This is a genomic window from Paenibacillus sp. N22P23 (genome assembly GCF_059383735.1).
The window spans coordinates 556,086-572,556 of record NZ_JBXENT010000003.1; the positions used below are offsets into that span (position 1 = coordinate 556,086).

Consider the following 16,471-nt stretch of genomic DNA (forward strand, 5'->3'; position numbering starts at 1 on the left):
GGAATGCTCTAACGAATCGTACAGCGCTTATTTACCCGAATATAGCTCCAAAAAAATGCTAACGAATCGTACGGGCCTAATTTGACGGTTTTTAGGTGTATTGGAGCTGATTCTCCCACAATAAGACCTCTACGGTTCGTTAGAATCTCAGAGCCCCAATATTCGCCGAATAAGGCTCCTACGATTCGTTAGATTTTTACGGCAAGAAGGACGCCGGTTCTGGCATGTGGCAGGGTTGCGGCATGCGGCATGCCACATACGGAACTCTCAACTCTCAAACTAACCTTGCTCCCCCCGCCATGGCTGCTGAGATGATCCCCCGCGACTGGAAGCTGAAATAGCCCTTATTCAAGCTCCGCTTCCCATGCCCCGTCGGATCCCATATTTCGCGGCAGACGAACTTCAAACAGCGTGCGAATGACATCGCTTTGAGCTGTAATGACCCCTTGATGCTGCGTGACGATACTCTTCGCAATGGACAAGCCTACACCGGTGCTTCCTTCGCGATGGGTTCGTGCTTTATCGCCGGTATAGAACATGTCGAAGATATGCGGCAGCTCCTCCGGAGGAATACTATCGCCATAGTTAACCACCTGAAGGACCGCTTCCTCGGCTTCCATTTGGCCGTTGATATCGATAAACTGACCCTCTTTGCCATAGCGAATCGCATTGGTCAGCAGATTTTCAAATACACGTGCAAGCAGCTCGCCGTCCCCCAATACGGTCAAATGCGGAGCTACATTCAAGCGGGTAGTCAGGTTGTTTTTCTCCAAGGCCGGATAGAGCTCCTCGTTTAACTGGATGAGAAGCTCGCTCAGATCGATCGGTTTCATCTCTACAGGCAGCTTGCCGTAATTCACTCGCGTAATTTCGAACAACTCGTCAATCAGCTTCTCTAATCGCTGCGATTTGGTGTACGCAATGCTCGTATAGTGGTTAATTTGCTCTGCTGTAAGCTGGTCGTCTCGCAGAATGAAATCCAGATAACCGAGCACCGAGGTCAGCGGCGTCCGCAAATCATGCGCCAAGTTTAGCACCAATTGTTCCTTGCTGTTCTCTGCAAAATCTCCTCTTTCCAGCGCTTGCTGCAATTTCTCACTGGCCAAATTAATATCTCTGGCAATATCCCCGAATTCATCGTCCGATGCCAGTTGAACACGATTGTTGAAATCGCCATTGGCCAGCTGATTGATGCCGCTCGATATTTCACGGAAATAAGCCGCATATCGGTTCGTAAGGAGGAAGAAGAACAAGATGGCCAGAGGAATAAAGACAAGCAGGAAGATTCGAATATCTCCAATTTCCCCAATGAAATGCCGGATTTTAGCCAATGTACTTCCATACTTGGCCGTTGAATAATAGAGCTGCAGCAATTTATAGAGCAAATAAGTAATCCCAGCTGACAGAATCATACTTAATCCAAAAAATTGAATCATCTTAAATCGGAAGCTGCGGAGCATTTCAGCCATGGAACGAATACCCCACTCCCCATACCGTTTTAATCAGCTTGTTATGACGAACGTCTTCACCAAGTTTCTTCCTCAGCGTGCGAATATGGACCATGACCGTGTTATTGCCTTCATAATAAGCATCGCCCCACACCTGGTGAAAAATTTGCTCCGCGCTAAAGACCTTCTTCGGATGACTTGCCAGCAAGTACAGAATATCAAACTCTTTCGGCGTGATTTCGATCGTTTCCCCATAAAGGATAACGGTGCGTTGTTCCTGGTTAATCACCAATCCGCCCGCTTCCACAACCGATTGGATTGCTGCCGCAGGCTGATTGAGCTGCATGGAACGCCTCAGCTGCGCATTCACGCGAGCAACCAGCTCCATCGGATTGAACGGTTTGGTTACATAATCATCCGCTCCGCTGACGAGTCCCGTAATCTTATCGAGATCGGTCGTTTTGGCGCTTAAGAAGATGATAGGCAAATTATGATGAGCCCGAATTTGCCTTGTTGCTTCGTAGCCATTCAGTTTCGGCATCATAATATCGAGAATGGCCAGATCGATAGCATGCTTCTGCACAGCAGCAACCGCCTCCTGCCCATCCGAAACTTTGATGCAGTTGTAGCCCTCTTTGTGTAAATGCAGCTCAATTAAATCGGCAATCTCTTGTTCATCGTCTGCTATCAGAATTGTGATCGGCTTCATTCGTTCCTCCCTGGATTTCTTTAGCATTAGGCTTGCTCTAAGGTTTCATACTCGTCACATGAATCACGCGATTCGTTTGGTCACAATGACCCCGTCCATATTGTTGCCTGACAGCTCATAGCTGCCATTCGCCGGTACCGGTATTGTCGTATTCTTAGAGACCGGATAATAAGAGATCTCATAGGTTTGATCATCTACAGTAGTCGTAATTTGCTTCTTTTCTTTCAAGTAATCCAGATATTCCTCCAGGACAAAATTCTTCTTCTGCATCACGGCGCTGTGCGGCAAACCGACATAACGGAAATGCCATGGCTCCGATTGAATCCCTGTGACCTCCGTTTTGTCACTCGGATAACGCAAAATAAATCCATATCGCCATGCGTTCTTCTTTAGCCATTTTCCTTCTAGTGCTCGACTCATTTCCTCTTGCGTCGAACCGATATCAAGCGATAACCCTAAATGATGTTCACTGTAGCCTGCCGGAAGCGCGTAGTCAGCGCCTTTCTGATCAAAAAGCTGATTTTGCACCTCATGATTCCGATAACCGCTGTTGATGGTAAAATGGTTCACGCCATCGTCCTTTGCAGCCTTTATCATAGCGGAGAATTTACGGGCCAAACTTGGCGAGAGCTCAATCTCATTATCCAGCAAAATGAATCCATTCACCAGTTCCGGATGCTCAGACAGTTTGACCGCCCCGGTCTCTTCGCTTCCCGGAGGTACCGGGTGATCTTTATTAACGAGCAGCAGATCGCCTTGATAGATTTGATCAATACCTATGTTAAGCTCACTCATTGAGGACGTTGCCCCCTGTTGAGCTCGACTGCCTTCATTCAGTTGGATTTCGTTATAGGCATTCAGTTTGGTCTCCCGAATTCCGTAGACGAACAGCACCGCCACTAGTATAACAAAACAAAAAACCCACTTCTTCATCGATCTTCAAGCCTCCCCTTATCCCTTCATGGACTTAAGGATAAAGAAAACTTGTTAAGAAGAAGTGGGGATAAACATAAAGGATTTCTTAAACTTTAAATGAACGGCTGCGTTAGTTCTTGAATCTGGATATCATCGAATGAGACACTGCCAAATTGAGCAAACAAACGCAGTTTAGACGATGCTTGTTCCTGCCTTTGCATTCTTGAAATTAATGTCCGATTGCCATTCACGCAAAGGTCGATCCAATCTTGTTTGATCACAACCACGATTGAGGTAGGTTCATGCAAGGCTTCGAGTTCATAGATCGATGCCGCTTCATTCTCAAGCAAGGATGAACAATGCGCACGATGAATGCCGACTTTACGCCTTGAAGGATCAAATCGGATATCATAACCGTCCTCGAATCCTTTCGGGCCGGCAAGCGATAATCCGTAGTATAAGTTGTTGTTTCCAGGGGTAGCCTGACAAGAAATGATAAGATCAGCGGTCCCTTCGAACTCGATATCGTGAAAAATAAGTCCGTTATCATCGCTCAATGTAACGGGGTCAATCTCATGCGAAGCAATCGGCTCCTCTGCCAATTCCATCATGGGCTTGAACCCTAATGTACCATCCGCGTGCTGCAGAAGTTCACGAATGACGAGCTCTCCTGCGTACCTACCCGGCGAGGAAAGAAATCCGGCAGCAATCCTTCTCCCATGATGATAAGCGGCTGTCTTAGGCACACGCCATTGCACGCAATCGAATACATCCATGGATGGCCGCAGCCACGGTCCCATCGGATTCCGCGAATATCGATACCGCGCTAAACCATCATTACTGAAAATCAGATAATACCAGCCATTCCACTGAAAATAATCCGAGCATTCCGGTTCATCATGATACCCCGGGACAAGAAACGGCTTCTGCTCCGTCCAATTCACGAGATCCCCTGACGTCAAATGGGCTAAGCAGCCTTGATTGCGAGAAGGCGAGAGAAGACTCGTTGTGAGCAGCATATGATACTGACCGTCCTCATCCTGAAACACATGCGGGTCTCGAACAGAGGCCAGCGAATACTTGTTGGAAAGCCCTATGTACTGTTCTGTTTTGTGAAAAATAGAACCATCCGTGCTTGTGGCCCACGTTAATTTGGCCGGCGAACCATCCGTAGCCCTAACGGCATAGTAGGCATAATAAGTATGATCCTTCACGATTACGGAACCTGTGCAAATAGATCCTTCCCAATCCTCAGTAATGGCAACCGCCATGGGATGATGCTCCCAGGATTTGAAATCACTTGTACTAATCTGAGCCCATTGATGCGCGCCAAGATTCCATTTGCTTGCATGACCTCTGCGGTCAAACAAATAAAACAAGCGGAATCGTTCTCCATCAAAGAATGGCATACAGTCGCCAACTCCGGTATTGTGTCCGCGCGGCTTCCAATATTGAATGGACGTTGGCTCCACGCCAAGATATTGATCCTCCAGCTGTGCTAGCGGCTTATCTGGCGTGAGCGCGTTTTTCCATACATGGAGCTCGTCGCTGCCCGCTCCAACCTTGATCTCAACATGCTCGAGCGGCAGTGAACCCATCGGCCACTCTTCGTCCACAAGAACGCCATCGACATGGAATCGAACCGAGTGACCGTTATAGCTGATGAATAGGGTGTGTCTCTCGCGGCCAATCGAATCCCACGGAACAGATAATGTTAAGGGAGTAGGATGTGCGTCTGTACGAAATTCCACGATGATCGACGGCATCTGAACAGCAGCCGACGTTCCTGAATAAACTCGAATGATTGCCTTGCGCTCCCGATCACGCTCCTGCTGAACAATGGACACGTAGTCATCGTTAGACTCTTGCGTAATCGCAACTTGCATCGACAAGCTCTGAACATCACCCCAATTGAAATCGATATTCTCGTGCCTATTTAGAATGAGATCGCAAGACTTCCCCACTAGCTCGCTCATGAATCATTCACTCCGTTCTATTCCGTTTCTGATGGCGGAAGAAATAAGTCCCGATTACGCTCATATAGCTGCTTGTATGTCTTATAGCCTCGGTTATACGTATCTAGGTTTGCTTGAATGGGAACAGTTGGCTGCTCGTGGATGCTAACGATAGCAGAGCAAGCCGCTTCCACACTACTGTAGACTTGTACACCTACACCTGCGATCATGGCTGCACCGAAGCAAGCTTTCTCCCGCATGGTGCTTACATACACCTCAATACCGAGAATATCAGCGAGAATTTGTTTCCACAGGTCACTCTTCGCTCCGCCTCCGGAAACAATCAGCTTATCCATCCCGACGCCTAGCGACTTAAAGATCTCCAAGCTATCACGCATGGAATACCCGACCCCTTCCAGTACCGACCGAAAGAGGTGGGCATCGCTATGCTTTAACGTTAAGCCAAAGAACATCCCTTTAGCATGCGGATCCATATGCGGTGTACGGTCACCTGCCAGGTAAGGCAAGAAAATAACGCCTTCGCTTCCGGCTTGAATCGCTTTGGCTCGTTCATCTAATCGCGGATAATCGGATTCATGCAAAATCTGTCCGGCCAGCCATTTTAGCGAAAGTCCGGCACTCATGGAGGCTCCGAGCACATACCATCGATCCGGCACAGCGTGAACATAGGTGTGCGTTCGAAGCGATTCATCGTAAACAGGCTTTACGATTGGAGCAAACAATTGTCCGCCTGTTCCAATGGTACAGGAGACGGTACCCGGTGAAATGACGCCGTTGCCAATGGCCTGCATCGGCTGATCCGCCCCGCCGTACACGACCGGAGTCCCTACAGCGAACGCTCCTTCAGCCGCCGCTTGCTGCGTAACGGACCCGCTGATTTCCCAAGGCTCCCCCGTGGATGGGAATAAAGCTTGATCAATGTCCATCTTCGCGAGAAGCTCTTCAGACCAGCATCTTCCCGCGACATTGTAAGCCGACGTACTGGATGCGTCCGTTGTTTCCACACCGATGACGCCCGTCAGCCGGTAACGAACATAATCCTTCGGGAGGATCACAGATCGAATGCGACGATACAATTCCGGTTCCTTGCTCCTCATCCACATCAGCGACAGCAATTGGAACCCGGTCGCTACCGGATTTTGAATAAGCTCGCCCAGTTGTTTCGAAGTAAATGCCTTCTCAAGCTCTAGCTTCTCGCCAATAGTTCGTTGGTCGCACCAGATGATCGACGGTCGAATGACTCGGCCATCCTCATCAAGAGCTACCAGCCCGTGCATCTGTCCGGAAAGGCCAATGCCAATAATTTGATCCGCTTTAAGGTTCGCCTGCTGCAGCGCCATAGCTGTTGTCTTGCAGGTCAGATTCCACCATTCCTCCGGATCTTGTTCGGCATAACCTGGGGATGGAATGTGCGTCTCATATTCCAATTGAGCCAGCCCGAGCATTCGGCCTTTCACATCCATAAGCATGGATTTGACGCTTGAGGTTCCAATATCGATCCCGAGCAGCGCTTCCATTGCCTCCACCTCCACGAGTTTCCCTCTATAACATATAATGAATATACAGAATAGTCACAACAATCATACACAAGCTTCCAAATGAAGACAAGCATACATATCTATTCGTGTTTTACCAAATAATAAGGTGCTTTTAAAACAGCTTTAGAGGAGGTACTAATGGCTACTACCACTAGCAAAGAGTTTCTATCGGGGATTCGCGAGAGACGAACCATCTATGCACTCAGCAAAGAATCACCCATTCCAGATAGCCGTATTGAGGAAATCATTAGTGAAGCAGTAAAGCACACACCATCGGCCTTCAATTCGCAGAGTACGAGGATTGTTCTGCTCTTGGGGGAGCAGCACGATAAACTTTGGGATATTACAACGCAGGTGTTGAAAGCGATCGTACCGGCCGAACATTTTGAATCCACGCAGCAGAAGATGGACAGCTTCAAAGCCGGCTATGGCTCCGTTCTGTTCTTTGAGGATGAGAGCATTGTCCAAGGGCTGCAGGCACAGTTCCCTACATATCAGGATAAATTCCCGGATTGGTCACAGCACACGAGTGCCATGCATCAATTTGTCATCTGGACCGCTTTGGCTAATGAGGGGTTAGGCGCTAGTCTTCAGCATTACAATCCGTTAATCGATGAGAATGTGAAAACCGAATGGGGCATCCCTGAGAATTGGAAGCTAATCGCTCATATGCCATTCGGCAAAGCAACCGCGCCGGCAGGGGAGAAGCAATTCAAGCCCATCGAGGAGCGGTTTAAGGTTTTCAAATAATAAAAGGAAGCAGCGATTATCTCGCTGCTTCCTTTTATTATGAGGATGAATATTTAACTATGCCGGCTTGTATTAGTGCGCGGCTCTTCTCGCCTGTTCCTGTTTTAGCTTCTCCGGTGTAACATCATTGCCGTCAGGATCAATGATGGTGGAATGCAAAAGCAGGCTGCCTACAGAACCGCGAAAGATGCGAAGATACTCTTTGCGCAAATCGGCTTGTTCTGCTTTCTCGGCATCCGTTAAGCCGGATTCTCTCTGTTTCCTTGATAGCTCATTAATTCGATTAAGTATGTTCAGCATATAATGGCTCACTCCTTTATTGCGGACGTTCAATCTCAAACATGCTGCCCAAGGTTGCATAGAAATTGCCTGCCATCCGGCTGACAGGAGCCAGCTTCTGCGCATCAATTCTTCCGTGCTCCAGAAGCTCTTCCGAGATCTGAAAACGGACAACTCGCGCGATTAAGAGGTCGCATCCCGGTGTACCGCCCGTTCCGCCAAGCTCCAACGCCTGTTCCAGCACACATTCCATTCTGATCTTGGATTCTTCAATTCCCGGAACATTCACCGTTTCACTATCAATTGGCGTAAGCCCTGCTAATGTCACTTCGCTTTCATCAGGAGGCAAACTCTCCGCAGTCTGATTAATAGCCTCCACATTAGATTCATCCACAATGTGAATAACAAGCTCGCCCGTTGCAATCGCATTTCGTGCTGTGTCCTTCATCTGACCATTCTTGCGCTGAACAGCTACCGATAATAGCGGGGGATTGCTGCTAACGATTGAGAAATAACTGAACGGTGCACCGTTCAATACCCCCTGCTGCGAAAGTGTGGTCACGAACGCGATGGGACGCGGTACGACACTGCCGATAAGGAGCTTATAATTATCTCGGTCACCTTGAGCTGCCGGATCTATGGAGATCATATCGTTCCTCGTACCTCCCTATGAGCATCAATTATGCATCTGCAAAATGCTCTTGAAACCACTTTGTGGCCGCATCGACTTCGGAAGCGGTAAGTTGGTGACCGTAATTCTCCCAATGAACGGAGACATCGGCTCGCGCTCCTCCGAGCAGCTGCTGCAATTCTTCGGTTTCACTGGCCGAGCAGATCGGGTCGTTCGTACCGGCACCGATGAATATCGGGGTACCCGACAAGTCGGGCAGCTCCTTTCCACGCAGCGGAACCATGGGATGATGCAAGATGGCGCCTTTGAAAGCATCCTTATAATGGAACAGAAGACTTCCGGCGATGTTAGCGCCATTCGAGTACCCGACAGCCACGAAGCTGCTGCGGTCAATTCCATATTGAGCAGCGGCTTCATCCAGGAAGTCGTAAAGCTCCTTCGTTCGAAAAACAAGATCCTCTTCATCGAAGATGCCTTCGGCCAGACGCCGGAAGAAGCGCGGCATTCCATTCTCCAAGATGTTACCGCGAATGCTTAGCAAGGAAGAACCCGGAGAGAGCCTTTTCCCAAGTGGAATCAGGTCTCTCTCTGTTCCGCCCGTACCATGAAGCAGCACTAAGGTTGGAGCACTAGGTGATGAACCCTGTTCGAAAATATGCTTCATGACTTACCCACCTCCAACTCGCGAACTTGGATCGGATGCAGATTGGCTTCGATCTGCTCACGTTTCGGTTCGAACCAAGATGGCAGCATCAATTTCTCGCCCAGCGCATCAGCAGCCTCATCATTAGCAAATCCCGGTGGATCCGTAGCGATCTCGAACAGGATGCCGCCGGCTTCCCGGAAATAAATCGCGTTGAAGTACTGTCGATCAATGATTTGCGTCGGTTGATAACCGGAATTCAGCACTTCCGTTTGCCACTGTGCATGCTCTTCGAAATCCTTCGCTCTCCAAGCAATATGGTGCACCGTACCAGCACCGCTTGCTCCCCATTCCATATCTGCTACCGGTACGTCGATAAGGTTACCGAGATCTGAAGATGTTTGGAACCGTGCATACCCTTGATCCTCGCCGACTTTGGTCATGCCCATAATATGCTCAAGGGCGTGAATCGTTTGCGCCGATTTGGTACTAAACAATACCGCTCCGCCAAACCCTTTGATCGCTTTATCCGTTGGAACTCCGCTGAATGACCACTCGCTGTTCGCTCCTGCTTCACGCTCCACGATTTCAAGCTGCAGCCCTTCGTTATCCGAGAACTGAAGATATTCCTCCGAGAACCGAGTCACTTTCTTCGCAGCAATCCCGAAGCCTTTCAACCGATCTTCCCAGAAGCTGAGCGCCCCTACAGGAACCACATAAGTGGTAATCCCCACTTGCCCGCCGCCAACCTTTCCCTTGCGGGAATTCGGCCATGGGAAGAACGTGATGATGGTGCCCGGTGTACCGGCTTTGTCACCGAAGTACAGATGATAGACATCTGGAGCGTCGAAGTTAATTGTCTTTTTCACAAGGCGAAGTCCCAGTGTACCTGCGTAGAAATCGACATTCGCCTGCGGATCTCTTGCAAAGGCAGTAATATGATGAATACCAGCAGTGTGTAATGACATGAATAATCACTCCCATTGGATTATTAGTTTCACGTGCAGATCTGTAGCTAATGCAGTTAGTATACGTCAATTTGCTGAAATAATAAGGCGTTCGTGATTAGTTAAACAGTGCGTCCAACGAATACGAACCTGCTCCGGCGAAAGCTACGCCAATCACAACTACGAGAATGACAAGCGGGTATTCATATCCATTTGCCGTTACCCAAAGCCCGTTCTTGCCATGCACTTTAACGATTGCTCCCAGCATAGTCAGTGCAATAAGTGCGGCTGCCAGCGGCGTGAATAATCCTGCTGCGAAGAGTGCTCCTCCGACTAATTCCATCAGCCCTGCAACAACAGCCATCAATACGCCGGGTTTCATCCCGATCGATTCCATCCATCCGCCTGTTCCCTTAGGACCGTAACCGCCAAACCAACCAAACAACTTCTGTGCACCATGTCCGATAAACAACAATCCAATCACTACGCGAATAATCAATAATCCTAATGCTAACATTTTATATCTACCTCCATATAGTTTTATTTCAATAATCTTCGATTAAAGATATTTGATCTGAATTTACGGTATTAATTAAAAAACAGTGCGTCCAGCGAATACGAACCTGCTCCTGCAAAAGCTACGCCAATCACAACTACGAGAATGACAAGCGGATATTCATATCCGTTCGCCGTAACCCAAAGACCGTTTTTCGCATGCACTTTCACGATTGCTCCCAGCATTGTCAATGTAATTAGAGCGGCTGCCAGCGGCGTGAATAATCCTGCTGCGAAGAGTGCCCCTCCGACTAATTCCATCAGCCCTGCTGTAACAGCCATTAATACGCCGGGTTTCATGCCGATCGATTCCATCCATCCGCCTGTTCCCTTAGGACCGTAACCGCCAAACCAACCAAACAATTTCTGTGCACCATGTCCGATAAACAACAAACCAATCACTACGCGAATCATTAACAATCCTAATGCTAACATTTAAATTCCTCCATTTTGTTTTGGATTTAATAATCTTTAATTAAAGATATTTGATAAAAAAAAGTGGTGCATGGAGATTCTAACCTTCTACGCCTTTCCCTAATTTCTTCAGAAGCTCAATGAGGGTCAGCTTTTCTTCATGGGATAAACTTTGGGACATCAGATGAATGGAAGCCGCATGTTTGGGAAAAATGTCATCAAACAAGTCGTTCCCCGCTTGTGTGATTTCCGCAAAGATGACTCGTCGATCTTCTTCACATGGGACCCGCTTAAGCAGCCCTTTCTTCTCCAGCTTATCGATGTTGTACGTGATGCTTCCACTGGTGATTAGGATCTTCTCCCCAATTTGCTGCAGAGGAATGCGTCCCTTTGTGTACAGCACTTCAAGAATCGTAAACTCCGAAGATGACAGCTCATATTGCTTCATATCTTTAACGGCTCGGTCCATCACCGTTTTGAAGGCTTTGGAAAGCACAACGAATGTTTTCAGCGAAACCGATTGGTCGTCATCGATTTGGAATGACATTGCATTTCACCTCCCGCAGATGTCTTTGATTTAATTATCTTGAATTAAAGATATATTATTTTTGAGGTGATGTCAACAACTTTATTACCCCCTAAATCCCCCTGAAAGGGGGACCCCGAGGGACCCGTCCCTCTGGACACCCGGAATTTGAATAACGTTGGAGTTGCAGAGAAACGCTCGCGTGAATCATTCGTGCGGGTCCACGCTTTCGTCCCATCCGGGACACGCTTTACATTTGGCGGAGTTTATCTACCTGGTGTCCCTCACGGGACCATCATAACGTGGTCCGCTTAAGAGGCGCGTGTGTGTAGGTGCGTGCTTGTGCTCGCTTTCGTCCCGTTCGGGACACGCTTTACAATTGGCGCGGGAAAGATGGGATGATGGTTACCAGGTGCGAGCCGCTTTGCGACTCGCACGGTAACCTGGATGCCCGCTCGTACCCCCGCGGGGATGTTAGTTTACGTACATTAATAAGACGCCTGCCTTTATTCCGTGTTACGGAATTCCGGGTCGTCTTATCTTTTGCTGCGCAAGACCACACTAAACAAGAGTTCTTTCTATGAACGCAATAATACATCCGCAAGCTGAGAAATTCCCTCTTCGATTAACCGCTCCTCGACGCTCGCAAATCCCAATACCCAGCCCCTTCGGGGGCTGGCCAAACAGTAGGAGCTGAGCGAATACACGCGAACACCTCTTTGCAGTAACTGCGAGGTGACTCCTCTATCGTTAAACAACGGTTCGGCTTCTAGCAGCATATGCGATCCTGTTTCGATGCCGGTTAAGGTGAACCGCTTGGCTAAACCACTGGATACGATTGCTTTGGTCATGAGCTCATGCTTTCGCCGATACACATTCCGCACTCTTCGCATATGCCGCATAAAATGACCTTGTTCAATGAAACGAGTGAGCGTTACCGTCTCCATAATCGGAACATGACGGTAAACCAACTCTTGTACGCGAGCGATCTGAGCAATGGCTTGGGCAGATCCAACGAGTGCGGATACACGAAGACCAGGTGCGATCATTTTAGAGAAACTCATCAGATACAACGTATGATTAGGTGCCTGGCTAAACAGCGTCGGCAGCGGATCTCCCCGATAACGATACTCGCTGTCATAATCGTCTTCTATGATCCAGCTCTGATTCTTCACGGCCATATGGAGCAGTTGCTGCCTCCGTGGCTCCGCCATCACAGCCCCTACTGCACATTGGTGAGAGGGAGTGACGAAAGTCAGTTTGGATTCCGGGGGAATCCGATCCACGACGAGCCCATACTCATCAATGGGAATAGGTATGATCTGCATGCGGCGATTGTTCATGACCATCCAGGAAGCCGGGAATCCCGGATCTTCGACTGTAACCACGTCCCCTTCAACTAGCAGGGACTGCGCGATCAGGTCAATACTTTGATTTGCGCCTGAGGTCAACAAAATTTGGTCCGTTTGAACATGGATACCGCGTTCGAGCGACAAATAACGTTTGATTTGCTCGCGCAATGGCAAATATCCATGAACATCCCCGTATGCCCAATCACAAAGGTTCATGGAGGCAGAGGCATGAAGGAAGGTTTGCCGCCAATGCTTCTGGAATAAATGATCCATATAAGGCTCATGCGGACTAAAATCAATCGTTACTTCACGAGCTTCCTCACCAAACAGCCAATCCTGCAAACGGTCGGCAGAAGCATTGATAAGCGGGAGCGAAGGAAGCGCCGGGCCTTCGGACATGCCTGTATTCGCTGCTCCGCTTACATGATTCCAGCACGAGCTGACCCGCGTCCCCCCGCGCCTTGAAGTAACGATGTACCCTCTGGCGAGCAATTCTTCGTAAACGAGTTGTATGGTTGAGCGAGAGACACCCAGTTGCAGCGCTAACTCGCGAGACGGAATCAGCTGCTCGCCCGGCGGCCAGTTCCCGTTTGAAATATGGGCAATGGCTTGGTCCAGCAATTGCTGCCATATCGGTTTAGGTTCATTGCGGTCCACTTTCAACATGGGATACACCTGCATTCCTTGCTATGGTAATGGCGTTATGGACTGTACGTAAATGCACAGTTTGGATGTGTACCGGCAATCCATTCCTTGCTATAGTATCAAGGGCAAATATTGATGTTTTTCCTAATCTACACGCTTTAGGTGGTGAGTCCTACGAAACAAGGACAATTGATTTCGCTTAATGTCGGCATGCCGACTCTTATGCAATATAACCAAAGAGATATAACTACAGGTATAATCAAAAGGCCCGTCTATGAGCCCGTGGAATTGGATTGGGAACACTTTGAAGGAGACGGACAAGCCGATCTGAAGCATCACGGAGGGCTGGATAAGGCGGTTTGCGTCTATTGCTACGAGCATTATCCATTCTGGGAACAGGAGCTCGAGAGACCGCTGCCCTTCGGTGCCTTTGGAGAAAATCTGACGATTGACGGCATGCCGGAGTCGGAGGTTTGCATTGGAGATACCTTTCAGCTCGGCAGTGCCATTGTACAGATCAGTCAACCGAGGCAGCCGTGCTTCAAATTGGCAGCCCGTTATGAATATCCCGAGATGCCCTTGAAGGTTCAGGATACAGGCTTTACAGGTTATTATTTGCGCGTGCTCCAGCGGGGAACGGTCTCCGTCAACGATGAACTAATCCGATTACAGCAGCACCCGCAAGCGATAACGGTAGCTTTCGCGAATCGGGTCATGCATCACGACAAATATCTTCTAGGTGACATAGAGAAGCTGTTGAGCGTAAAAGAATTGTCCGCAAGTTGGCGGACCACCCTTGAGAAACGGCGCTTAGGGTTACAGATCGATACCAGTGAACGCATCTTAGGTATCAAACAGAACGAGCAGCAATAGCAATCGATCATTGTTCGTTTAACGGAATCACTTTGGTTCCTGAATTGAGTATTTTCACTTTTACGTTTACATGAATCGGAAGCTCTGGAAAAACCTCATCCCATTTGGGCTTAAATGTACCCTTCCATTCTTTGCGATGCTGTTGATAGAAATGAGACCCGATTCCCAAGAAATCGGATTTACACTCTTTTTGCGCTTTTGTTATGGCGGCTTCGAGTTCTTTTTTCACCGTACCTTCCAGATCCTTCTCGCATTCGCGAAGGATTTCGGGTGTTATGGCTTTAACCGTGCTGTCGAATTGGTACATTGAAGCAGTGGCTTTTATCGTAATGAATACTTCGGGTACCTTACTGCCCGTTTTAATTTTTATTTTCGACTTATTATCTTGAAGCCTGAATACGGCTTTTACAGAAGCTCCCGTGTCAGGTGCCTTTACGGATACCGAGGACAGTTCTTGCACTTTTTGATTTACAATTCGTCCATATCCCTTACTTTCGTTTCCAGACAGCACGCCTGCCAGCTTGAAGCCTTTGAATACAACCATATCCGACACCTTGATATTACCTTCCCCAATCATTTCTACTAATGGGGCGACAGGCTCTATTCCCTCTGCCATCAGCATTTTATTGAAATCTTTGATCCTGACTGGAAATGAAGCACCTGTACGAGGTGTAACCTTAAAAAAACCCACTAACGCATCCCCTACCAACAGCCCCGATTTCCCGACCGGCATCCTCAGTATTTTGTCCGGTTTTTCCTTGGTAAAGGCCAGAAATACGGACTCTCTTATATTGGGCGTAATAAATAATAAATCCATGAAATTTTTCAGATGTTGTTTGGCCGCTCTTTCGCTGATGATCAATGTTGTAACATAACCTAAGAACAGTTCTCCCGGAACGTTGGTTTGCATGTTATCGAAGGCTTCCGGCACGGTTTTCCCTGTCCCTTGAACCACTAAATTGGAATTCCCGCCTTGCTTGTCTTGTTTTCGTGTTTTTATGATTTCGTAAGTCAACAGAATTTGACCGTTGTTGTCCATATCAAGACCGATTGCGCGAACTAAAGCCATGCCTTCATACTCCATGTAATCCCAGCATCCGGTGCATGCGGTCAGAATGACCATACTTAGAAGGAGTCGTATCCATTTCGAAACGTTCATGTTTTCCTTACTACCGCCTTTTTTCCTTTTGCAACGATCAGGATGGAAACTGTACAAAGGACAACGATATAGAATGGATAGATACAATATTGAATGACCCGTATGTAATCGTAGAAGGCTTCGTTAAATGAACGTAAATTCAACGTTATGATGAATGTAACCATCGTAATGATGATGATAAGAACCTTGGAGCTTCTTTTCATGACCGATTCTGAAGCTACCCAGCTGCTGTAGAAATTACCTGCCAGCTTCAATACAGTGATGATCACGTAAGGAATAAATATGAAAATTTCTAAGCCTTGAATGAACGTTCCAATTGTGATCGAAGAAGCTACATTGACGCCTGCAAAAGAAATTCGGGAAGCCTCCTCCGGAGAAATGGCGGCTGAGAATAAGAAAGATGTGGCTCCAGGCAATAATACAACGGATACCAGCAACCCTACTGTAAGTGAGGTGAATTGTTTCCCCGGTTGATACAGCGATTCAACCATAATGAACAGGAACAGAATAATCTCAGAATGCCCACCTCCTACCAGTAATACAGCCGTTAGAAAAGAGGGCACATCGCTGTCAAACATAGGGAAGATGTTCGAAGAATCGAACTGTGTGATTACACCGATAACGAGAACGGGACAAAACATGAGGCCAAGCAAAATAATCTCGAGCGTTGCGCTCATTCTGGCTAAGCTTTCAATACCGCTGCTTGCGATTAATAAGGACAGTAAAAGGATCAGAAGCATGGGAACCCACATCGGGGTATTGTGCAAAGCAATGGTCCTCACCAGCCCACCGCACATCATTAACAGCAAGGATGACAGGACGATGTTTAATGCAACGTAAGCTGCAATGAAGATCGTACTGATCCATTTCCCGCCTAACATCTCAACAATTTGGAAGATGTTTCTGCCCGGAAATTTCTTCGCAACGCTCAATACCCATAAGGCAAAGCCGATATTGATAAACCCGCTTACGAGCTCCGCCATCCACGCACTTCTCCCTGCCAAACTCGTAATGAAGGAGTGATAGAAAAAAACGCCGCCATAAGCGCTCGCAAAGGTAAGAAAGATGGCCTGCAAACTCGAAATCTTCTGCTTTTGCAACACGTTCCCTG

General features: G+C 48.0%; 17 protein-coding genes. 2 read left to right on the forward strand and 15 right to left on the reverse strand.

What is annotated here, in order from left to right; all coding sequences use genetic code 11:
* Positions 1-344: 344 nt before the first annotated feature.
* The 5 genes from AC506A_RS17665 to xylB form a co-directional block, all read right to left on the reverse strand.
* Positions 345-1,469 (reverse strand): sensor histidine kinase, encoded by a 1,125-nt coding sequence (locus AC506A_RS17665; RefSeq protein WP_495462322.1) that lies wholly within the window; start codon positions 1,467-1,469, stop codon positions 345-347.
* Positions 1,462-2,157: a response regulator transcription factor gene (locus tag AC506A_RS17670; protein ID WP_495462323.1), complete on the reverse strand. Its 696-nt coding sequence runs from the start codon at positions 2,155-2,157 to the stop codon at positions 1,462-1,464. The genes AC506A_RS17665 and AC506A_RS17670 overlap by 8 nt, the downstream gene beginning before the upstream one ends.
* 63 nt (positions 2,158-2,220) lie before the next feature.
* Positions 2,221-3,090, reverse strand: a complete 870-nt coding sequence (locus tag AC506A_RS17675) for a M15 family metallopeptidase (RefSeq protein ID WP_495462324.1) — start codon at positions 3,088-3,090, stop codon at positions 2,221-2,223.
* Positions 3,091-3,185: 95 nt separating this feature from the next.
* Entirely contained in the window at positions 3,186-5,048 is a 1,863-nt protein-coding gene (locus tag AC506A_RS17680; RefSeq protein WP_495462325.1) for a glycosyl hydrolase, read from the reverse strand.
* A gap of 17 nt (positions 5,049-5,065) precedes the next feature.
* On the reverse strand, positions 5,066-6,565 hold the full coding sequence (xylB, locus tag AC506A_RS17685) for a xylulokinase (protein ID WP_495462326.1): 1,500 nt from the start codon (positions 6,563-6,565) through the stop codon (positions 5,066-5,068).
* A gap of 159 nt (positions 6,566-6,724) precedes the next feature.
* Between xylB and AC506A_RS17690 the strand changes: the two genes are divergently transcribed.
* Positions 6,725-7,336 carry a nitroreductase family protein gene (locus AC506A_RS17690; protein WP_495462327.1) on the forward strand — a complete coding sequence of 204 codons (612 nt, stop codon included), beginning with the start codon at positions 6,725-6,727 and terminating at the stop codon, positions 7,334-7,336.
* Between the two features lie 72 nt (positions 7,337-7,408).
* Here AC506A_RS17690 and AC506A_RS17695 read toward each other — a convergent pair whose 3' ends face one another.
* The 8 genes from AC506A_RS17695 to pdxR all read right to left on the reverse strand — a co-directional run bounded on the left by AC506A_RS17695 (position 7,409) and on the right by pdxR (position 13,349).
* Positions 7,409-7,636 (reverse strand): DUF896 domain-containing protein, encoded by a 228-nt coding sequence (locus tag AC506A_RS17695; RefSeq protein WP_495462328.1) that lies wholly within the window; start codon positions 7,634-7,636, stop codon positions 7,409-7,411.
* A gap of 16 nt (positions 7,637-7,652) precedes the next feature.
* Complete coding sequence (locus tag AC506A_RS17700; RefSeq protein ID WP_495462329.1) at positions 7,653-8,264, reverse strand: flavin reductase family protein; 612 nt, start codon at positions 8,262-8,264, stop codon at positions 7,653-7,655.
* Positions 8,265-8,295: 31 nt separating this feature from the next.
* Entirely contained in the window at positions 8,296-8,910 is a 615-nt protein-coding gene (locus AC506A_RS17705) for an alpha/beta hydrolase (protein WP_495462330.1), read from the reverse strand.
* On the reverse strand, positions 8,907-9,857 hold the full coding sequence (locus AC506A_RS17710; protein WP_495462331.1) for a ring-cleaving dioxygenase: 951 nt from the start codon (positions 9,855-9,857) through the stop codon (positions 8,907-8,909). Before AC506A_RS17710 ends, AC506A_RS17705 begins: the two co-directional genes overlap by 4 nt.
* A gap of 97 nt (positions 9,858-9,954) precedes the next feature.
* Positions 9,955-10,353 (reverse strand): DoxX family protein, encoded by a 399-nt coding sequence (locus tag AC506A_RS17715; protein ID WP_495462332.1) that lies wholly within the window; start codon positions 10,351-10,353, stop codon positions 9,955-9,957.
* A gap of 71 nt (positions 10,354-10,424) precedes the next feature.
* A complete protein-coding gene (locus AC506A_RS17720; RefSeq protein WP_495462333.1) occupies positions 10,425-10,826 on the reverse strand; it encodes a DoxX family protein in 402 nt (133 codons plus the stop codon).
* Between the two features lie 79 nt (positions 10,827-10,905).
* Complete coding sequence (locus tag AC506A_RS17725) at positions 10,906-11,352, reverse strand: MarR family winged helix-turn-helix transcriptional regulator (protein ID WP_495462334.1); 447 nt, start codon at positions 11,350-11,352, stop codon at positions 10,906-10,908.
* Positions 11,353-11,909: 557 nt separating this feature from the next.
* Positions 11,910-13,349 (reverse strand): MocR-like pyridoxine biosynthesis transcription factor PdxR, encoded by a 1,440-nt coding sequence (gene pdxR, locus AC506A_RS17730; RefSeq protein ID WP_495462335.1) that lies wholly within the window; start codon positions 13,347-13,349, stop codon positions 11,910-11,912.
* Positions 13,350-13,538: 189 nt separating this feature from the next.
* On the opposite strand from pdxR, the gene AC506A_RS17735 reads away from it, so the two are divergent.
* A complete protein-coding gene (locus AC506A_RS17735) occupies positions 13,539-14,201 on the forward strand; it encodes an MOSC domain-containing protein (RefSeq protein WP_495462438.1) in 663 nt (220 codons plus the stop codon).
* Between the two features lie 7 nt (positions 14,202-14,208).
* Here the strand turns inward: AC506A_RS17735 and AC506A_RS17740 are convergent, their stop codons facing one another.
* Together AC506A_RS17740 and AC506A_RS17745 are read right to left on the reverse strand one after the other, a co-directional pair.
* Complete coding sequence (locus AC506A_RS17740; RefSeq protein WP_495462336.1) at positions 14,209-15,360, reverse strand: Ger(x)C family spore germination protein; 1,152 nt, start codon at positions 15,358-15,360, stop codon at positions 14,209-14,211.
* Positions 15,357-16,463, reverse strand: coding sequence for a GerAB/ArcD/ProY family transporter (locus tag AC506A_RS17745; RefSeq protein WP_495462337.1), 1,107 nt, complete (start codon positions 16,461-16,463; stop codon positions 15,357-15,359). The genes AC506A_RS17740 and AC506A_RS17745 overlap by 4 nt, the downstream gene beginning before the upstream one ends.
* Between the last annotated feature and the right edge of the window lie 8 nt (positions 16,464-16,471).

Coding starts and splice junctions, on each gene's coding strand:
- AC506A_RS17665 (WP_495462322.1), bottom strand. CDS start 1,469: ATGGCTGAAATGCTCCGCAGCTTCCGATTTAAGATGATTCAATTTTTT.
- AC506A_RS17670 (WP_495462323.1), bottom strand. CDS start 2,157: ATGAAGCCGATCACAATTCTGATAGCAGACGATGAACAAGAGATTGCC.
- AC506A_RS17675 (WP_495462324.1), bottom strand. CDS start 3,090: ATGAAGAAGTGGGTTTTTTGTTTTGTTATACTAGTGGCGGTGCTGTTC.
- AC506A_RS17680 (WP_495462325.1), bottom strand. CDS start 5,048: ATGAGCGAGCTAGTGGGGAAGTCTTGCGATCTCATTCTAAATAGGCAC.
- xylB (WP_495462326.1), bottom strand. CDS start 6,565: ATGGAAGCGCTGCTCGGGATCGATATTGGAACCTCAAGCGTCAAATCC.
- AC506A_RS17690 (WP_495462327.1), top strand. CDS start 6,725: ATGGCTACTACCACTAGCAAAGAGTTTCTATCGGGGATTCGCGAGAGA.
- AC506A_RS17695 (WP_495462328.1), bottom strand. CDS start 7,636: ATGCTGAACATACTTAATCGAATTAATGAGCTATCAAGGAAACAGAGA.
- AC506A_RS17700 (WP_495462329.1), bottom strand. CDS start 8,264: ATGATCTCCATAGATCCGGCAGCTCAAGGTGACCGAGATAATTATAAG.
- AC506A_RS17705 (WP_495462330.1), bottom strand. CDS start 8,910: ATGAAGCATATTTTCGAACAGGGTTCATCACCTAGTGCTCCAACCTTA.
- AC506A_RS17710 (WP_495462331.1), bottom strand. CDS start 9,857: ATGTCATTACACACTGCTGGTATTCATCATATTACTGCCTTTGCAAGA.
- AC506A_RS17715 (WP_495462332.1), bottom strand. CDS start 10,353: ATGTTAGCATTAGGATTATTGATTATTCGCGTAGTGATTGGATTGTTG.
- AC506A_RS17720 (WP_495462333.1), bottom strand. CDS start 10,826: ATGTTAGCATTAGGATTGTTAATGATTCGCGTAGTGATTGGTTTGTTG.
- AC506A_RS17725 (WP_495462334.1), bottom strand. CDS start 11,352: ATGTCATTCCAAATCGATGACGACCAATCGGTTTCGCTGAAAACATTC.
- pdxR (WP_495462335.1), bottom strand. CDS start 13,349: ATGTTGAAAGTGGACCGCAATGAACCTAAACCGATATGGCAGCAATTG.
- AC506A_RS17735 (WP_495462438.1), top strand. CDS start 13,539: ATGCCGACTCTTATGCAATATAACCAAAGAGATATAACTACAGGTATA.
- AC506A_RS17740 (WP_495462336.1), bottom strand. CDS start 15,360: ATGAACGTTTCGAAATGGATACGACTCCTTCTAAGTATGGTCATTCTG.